The 5,558-nt window shown below is 26.4% G+C and carries 9 protein-coding genes; 7 read left to right on the top strand and 2 right to left on the bottom strand.

What is annotated here, in order from left to right; all coding sequences use genetic code 11:
- The 4 genes from AA089_RS24000 to AA089_RS22610 form a co-directional block, all read left to right on the top strand.
- The coding region (locus AA089_RS24000; protein ID WP_162200475.1) for an RHS repeat domain-containing protein at positions 1 to 996 on the top strand (996 nt) is incomplete at its 5' end.
- Positions 997 to 1,001: 5 nt separating this feature from the next.
- A complete protein-coding gene (locus AA089_RS22600; protein ID WP_046759297.1) occupies positions 1,002 to 1,772 on the top strand; it encodes a hypothetical protein in 771 nt (256 codons plus the stop codon).
- Positions 1,773 to 2,110: 338 nt separating this feature from the next.
- Positions 2,111 to 2,659, top strand: a complete 549-nt coding sequence (locus tag AA089_RS22605) for a hypothetical protein (protein ID WP_156169279.1) — start codon at positions 2,111 to 2,113, stop codon at positions 2,657 to 2,659.
- A gap of 177 nt (positions 2,660 to 2,836) precedes the next feature.
- Positions 2,837 to 3,172 carry a hypothetical protein gene (locus tag AA089_RS22610; RefSeq protein WP_046759299.1) on the top strand — a complete coding sequence of 112 codons (336 nt, stop codon included), beginning with the start codon at positions 2,837 to 2,839 and terminating at the stop codon, positions 3,170 to 3,172.
- Positions 3,173 to 3,351: 179 nt separating this feature from the next.
- Here AA089_RS22610 and AA089_RS25110 read toward each other — a convergent pair whose 3' ends face one another.
- Positions 3,352 to 3,513, bottom strand: a complete 162-nt coding sequence (locus tag AA089_RS25110) for a hypothetical protein (protein WP_156169281.1) — start codon at positions 3,511 to 3,513, stop codon at positions 3,352 to 3,354.
- Between the two features lie 255 nt (positions 3,514 to 3,768).
- On the opposite strand from AA089_RS25110, the gene AA089_RS25715 reads away from it, so the two are divergent.
- Genes AA089_RS25715 through AA089_RS22625 form a run of 3 tightly spaced genes read left to right on the top strand, consistent with a single transcriptional unit; the run spans position 3,769 to position 4,574 of the window.
- Positions 3,769 to 3,903 (top strand): hypothetical protein, encoded by a 135-nt coding sequence (locus tag AA089_RS25715; protein ID WP_262495043.1) that lies wholly within the window; start codon positions 3,769 to 3,771, stop codon positions 3,901 to 3,903.
- Positions 3,896 to 4,360 carry a hypothetical protein gene (locus AA089_RS22620; protein WP_046759301.1) on the top strand — a complete coding sequence of 155 codons (465 nt, stop codon included), beginning with the start codon at positions 3,896 to 3,898 and terminating at the stop codon, positions 4,358 to 4,360. The genes AA089_RS25715 and AA089_RS22620 overlap by 8 nt, the downstream gene beginning before the upstream one ends.
- On the top strand, positions 4,353 to 4,574 hold the full coding sequence (locus AA089_RS22625; protein WP_046759302.1) for a hypothetical protein: 222 nt from the start codon (positions 4,353 to 4,355) through the stop codon (positions 4,572 to 4,574). The genes AA089_RS22620 and AA089_RS22625 overlap by 8 nt, the downstream gene beginning before the upstream one ends.
- Here AA089_RS22625 and AA089_RS22630 read toward each other — a convergent pair.
- Positions 4,571 to 5,098, bottom strand: coding sequence for a hypothetical protein (locus AA089_RS22630; protein ID WP_193786564.1), 528 nt, complete (start codon positions 5,096 to 5,098; stop codon positions 4,571 to 4,573). The genes AA089_RS22625 and AA089_RS22630 overlap by 4 nt on opposite strands.
- Between the last annotated feature and the right edge of the window lie 460 nt (positions 5,099 to 5,558).

Below are 5,558 nucleotides of genomic sequence, written 5' to 3' on the forward strand. Positions count from 1 at the left end.
TTATCATATGAAGATTTAAATAATGATGGAACTATTGATATTACTTCTGAAATTAAAGAAGAAAATAATTACTATCCTTTTGGGCTGAAGCAAAAAGGATATAACAATTTAATCACTGGAAGAAACCATAATTATGGCTTTGGTGGAAAAGAAGAGAATGACGAGCTTGGACTTCAATGGTTAGATTTTTCCGCTAGAAATTATGATGCTTCTCTAGGGCGATGGATGAATATTGATCCACTAGCAGAAGATATGCGTAGACATTCTCCGTATAATTATGCATTTAATAATCCCATTTTCTTTGTAGATCCTGACGGGATGAAGCCATTTGGTGTTGGAGACGGAGATGAAGATAAAATTATTTACGAAGGTTCTGGAACAGCAGTTAGCAATGGAGATAAAATTGTTGAAAATCAGCTAGAAGAAGTAATTATAACTGCAACAAAAAAAACTGAATCTAATGCTCCTCCGTTTTTATCACTCCCTTGGATACTATCAAAAATTACAGCTTTTTTGAAACCAAAAGGTGGTCTCTATATTAGTGATGGAGGTCACGGGAGAGGAGGTTTAGCAGGAAAAGCTAGAACTGGAAATACTGATGATGAATGGATAGACGGTGGCGGATCATTTGAGGGAATGACTGCTATTACTAAAGGTGCTAAAGAACCTAAAATAAAATCAGACGCAATAACTCCTAATAATGTTCGAACCCTTGGAGATCAGATAAACGATGGAGGTAATGTGATTAACAAATGGGCAAATATTGGTGTTAAAGTTCATGAAATATTTTCTAAAGAAGAAGTAACTGAAGAACCATCATCTACAAAAATATTAACAATAGTAACTCAATCTGGAATGACAGAAAATGGAAAATTAATTAAATTAGTTGATACTAGTATTATAAATAACGATATTTATCAACCCATTAGAAGTTTACCTAAGAAAATGAAACACACAAATATCCCCACAATTGAAATAGATACTATTCAAAAATAAAAATTATGAAAAAAATATTATTCATACTAATTTCATTTTGTTTTCTATCTTGTGATATAGATAATAAAAAAGCAAATGATACTTCAGATAATATATTGACAGACACAATCTTTTATGGGAAGACAAAAAATGGAATACCCAAAAAAACAATATATTATGAGTCTAAAAAAATTGATAGTTTTAAATTAAGATCAAGGTATGAAGATGGAAAGCTGATTGACTCTATGTTTATTAGTGAAAAAGGATATCTTTTTGGAAAATCGATTAACTATTTAAAAAACGGAATTAGAAGAGAAAGTGAATACCTAACAATTGATGGCAAAAACTTTTTAAATCAACACTGGATGATTAAGAAAAATGATACGTTAGATTATGGGAATAATTTTCACATAAGAACTACTGAGCTCAACAAGAATGGAGATATTCAAATTGAAATTATATTAAGAATGTCAAATTATAAAGATTTTTCAAATTTATTTTTTCTATATCCAAAAGATGGTAATTTTCAAAAACTAAATTCAAATTTTTCTAACTATAAAGAGATACAGTACGATACCATTCAAAATTTAGCATTTTATGAGAAGGATTTAAAAGTTTATGATGAATATTGGTCTAAACGATCCATCGTGTTTAATATGAATTTTAAAAATAAGAAATATTTAAGAGGAATATTGATAGAAAGAAAAGATACGTCTTTTATTGATTCTGAAAAAAATAAAATAAAATTCATTGATAGATATTTATTTATCAATAAGAAAATTGCAAATCACAAATAGTTGTTTGCAATCCTATGGCTACCGCTAATTTGTAACTAGTAGCGTTACGAGTAAGAAAAAATTGAAGTAAAAGGCAATCATAGTTTTCGAGCTATGGTTGCTTTTTTACAAAATGAATTTCCAAAAACCTTAGAAAGTGACTTTTACAACTATGAGCATCGTTGGTAAACGATATCAAATTAAATCATAGATAGTGATGGAGTAATTAGAATTAATAAAAGAAAAGATAGTGTTATTAAAAACACTATAGGAAATATTCTAAGAGCTCAATTAAGATCAAATATTAGATTAAGTAAAAAATTAGATTCAATACGACAACAACAATGATAAATAAAAAAATGAAAATACATTTTATAACTTTCTTTATTGCAATAATAATTATGAGTTGTAAAAAAAATGAAAACAGGCAAGCGGAATCTTTAGAAGATCAAAAAGAGATGTACTACAATCAAGATTCTTTGTATAGAGATCTTTCAATAATCATTGATTTACAAGACACACTTGTATTAAATAAAAAATACAGAGGAGAAGTTAAATTTCTACATTTGCTTCAAGATAGTATTAGACTTAGCAATAAGGATGAAAGATTCAACATTATTTATCTCAATATCTTTGATCATAAAAAGGAAATATATGAGATTAAGAAAAAAGAAAGCGATACTTTTTATGGAGTAATTAATAATTTAAAAGATACGCTGATTACTACCTTTTATATTACACCAAAGAAATTAGGAACTCAGCATATTGGGTTTACTGTAGATGAAAAAACCTACTTAGAAGCTTATAAATATAATGACTCTACAGAAACTAGAGCCTTATTTAACACATTTACAATGAGCAAAAGTATTTATGTTAAAGAAGATGATAGCGATGAAAATATGGATTAGTTGATGAATTATTTTGAATCGTTAATAATTGTAAAATAGTAGTATACAAATAGAATTTTATTATAAAAGGATGAACAAAAGGCTCATCCTTTTTCCTTTTGGTATAGTTTGAAAGTGACGTTTTCATTCATTATACCTAACAGGTATTGAATGGTCGGTGGAAAAATATAAACTAACATGAGTAAAAAATTCAAAAAAATATTTATTTACACAATTTTATCTATTCTAGCTATAATTATTATAGTTAGAGTCGGTTCTTTTATCAGAGTTAAAAATTCAGAAGGTTATGATTTTGCCATGAAATATATTTCAAAAAATGAAAAAGTACTAAACAGAATCGGAGAGATTAAGAGTTTTGGAAAATTTCCTTCAGGTTATGTTTCTATGAAAGAAACAAAAGTTGAAACTTATGTATATGGAACTAAAAAAGATGCCCATATTGTTTTAACCGTAAGTAAGGAAATTGGGTATGAATGGAAAATTATTAATTTTTATTTTAAAGAATTAGAATGAATGTAATTTTCAACATAATATCATCCGTATTTTTAATTTTTACTATTGTTTCACTAGTAAGTCTATTTTTTATTAATGAAATAAACATTCTTGATGTAATATTATCAATTATAGCATCTCTTTTTTTTTACTTATTTCATAGACTATTTTATAAAGTTGCACTTATTTTTGAAAAACCATCAAATTAAACTTGAGGAAACATTCAAAGGATTTTTGATCACAGGTATTTTAATAACTGGAATTGCAGTAGCATATTGTCGGTTATAGAATGTAATGTCTGGAACGTATAGTTGTGCTTTTATATGTGGCTGTGCATTGATTTCTTTGGGATATACTAGCATAGAAGAAGAGAATAATTATTAATATTTTAAACAAAAAAAAGCTAGTAATAAGAATAAATTACTAGCTTTTTGCATTTTACTTATTCATAAAAAAAGGTAAAACCATACTCTTATTATGGTTTAGTTTTTTTCTACATAGTTACGTAAACTTTTTTATATATTGCGTAATCATTTACAAATACAATAAACAGAACTTTCTGACGCTTTCTTTTTTAAATACATTTGATTTTAGTATAAATTTAAAATCAAATTACAATGAAAAAAGTTTTATTAGTACTAGGTTTACTATTAACATTAACTGTTAGTTGTACACCAGAAGCGTTGGAAAATAGTAATCAAGATGAACAAGCTACTGAAAAAGCTAAAGTTAAAGAACCTTCAGGTGGGTGATTTTTGGGTGATGGTATTTTTTATCATTTTTCCAATAATTTTTTATTCATACAGATTATTACCCAAGGATATCAAAGAAATTGAGGCTCTTGGGTATGTTTTTACATCAAATTATTATGAATCAGTACGATTACTTGTTTGGACACTCGTCGGTAAATTCATGCCTTTTATTGCCTTTTCTATTGTTTTTTTAAGAGTCAAAAAAACTTGGAGTTATTCTTTGTTCATTCCTATAGGAATGTATTTATTTCAAATGGTTAGAGTTGTAAATGATGATGCTGAATTTTTCGATACTATTGACTTTTTTTACATACTACCATTCATTATAATTTATTGTTATATAATGGTATTATGTAAGAGACAAATTGAAATATCAAAAGCTAAAAATAAATACAAAGAAAAACTAGTAGAGGCAGGAATGGAACTTATACTTTCAGAAAACAAAGAGTATGAGTAGTAATAAAAAAACAAAATATAATAATAAAATTAAGTTATTACAGTCATATAAAGATACTTTAGATGATAATTTTAATTCTATTTCCAAGAAAGAATTACTTGAATATATTTTACAGGAATTAAAAGAATTAAAAAAAAAAAACAATAATAAAGCTAATAACTTAACCGTTGACGAATTACTTGATACATTTAAAAATATTAAACTTAAAAACTAGGAACTTGAATTGTTAGCTTTACTTCCCTTAATTTCTTTTTTTAGTCTTTCTAATTCGTCCGATAAAACTTCTATTTTATCACTTACAGTCAGATAATCCTTGGTATCTTCAAGATATTTTATATAGAGCTTTCTTTCAATATCTCCCGCTAAATTTTCAATTTTATTATCAGTTTCTTTTTCAATTTCTGACCTGATAAATAGTTTGAAATATTCTGATATTTCTAAATAATAATCTTTGTTTCTTACGATGTTATCAATTATTTCTAACCTCATAGTACTTGACCTACTCAGATAAGTCTCTTGATTATCTAAAAAATGTTGAATTAACTCATCTAATGAAAAACGAACTCCATGCTTCTCTAGGTAACAATCTTCGTCCTTTTTCATGTATATATCGCCAGTCCCTTCAACCAACCATATTCTTGATACATTATATTTATTGCAAAGTAGATCAACTAGAATATTAATTGTACCTGCTCTTGGTGTTTTAGTAACACCTTCAATAATCTTCCTTGCACTCATTCGCGTAATTTGTGAATTTGTATATTTTTCAATACTCCAAGGCGATATTTCGTTGTCTTTAATAATTTGCAAAATTCGATTAATCATTTCAGCTATTAATTTTATACGTTTTTACGTATATTTATTGTTTTATTAAGTATATTTATGTAAATTAGTAATATGTTTGAATCAAATATATTAAATGTAAAGCTACAACCATAATAATCAAGGTTTAGCTTTGATTTTAGCATCAATTTTTAGGAACTCAAAATAAGTGTTGATTTTAAATAGCTACTATTAATCATAAACTTAAAATAACAGAAAATGAATGAAACCCTTGAAGGAGTAGCAGTAATTTTTTTACTGATTTTAATAATAGCGTTAATTATTTTATCGATTTTGATTTATAATATTTTTATCAGAATTAGTAAGATTCATCATATAATTAGCATGAATAGTTTAGAGCTAGAAAAAATTAATA

It is taken from the genome of Kordia jejudonensis, from assembly GCF_001005315.1.
Classification (GTDB): Bacteria; Bacteroidota; Bacteroidia; order Flavobacteriales; family Flavobacteriaceae; genus Kordia; species Kordia jejudonensis.

What these genes read in the sequence shown, in the direction of transcription:
- AA089_RS22630 (WP_193786564.1), bottom strand. Translation starts at nt 5,098, where the DNA reads ATGAGTGCAAGGAAGATTATTGAAGGTGTTACTAAAACACCAAGAGCA.
- AA089_RS22610 (WP_046759299.1), top strand. Translation starts at nt 2,837, where the DNA reads ATGAGTAAAAAATTCAAAAAAATATTTATTTACACAATTTTATCTATT.
- AA089_RS22605 (WP_156169279.1), top strand. Translation starts at nt 2,111, where the DNA reads ATGAAAATACATTTTATAACTTTCTTTATTGCAATAATAATTATGAGT.
- AA089_RS22600 (WP_046759297.1), top strand. Translation starts at nt 1,002, where the DNA reads ATGAAAAAAATATTATTCATACTAATTTCATTTTGTTTTCTATCTTGT.
- AA089_RS22625 (WP_046759302.1), top strand. Translation starts at nt 4,353, where the DNA reads ATGAGTAGTAATAAAAAAACAAAATATAATAATAAAATTAAGTTATTA.
- AA089_RS25110 (WP_156169281.1), bottom strand. Translation starts at nt 3,513, where the DNA reads ATGCTAGTATATCCCAAAGAAATCAATGCACAGCCACATATAAAAGCA.
- AA089_RS25715 (WP_262495043.1), top strand. Translation starts at nt 3,769, where the DNA reads ATGAAAAAAGTTTTATTAGTACTAGGTTTACTATTAACATTAACTGTT.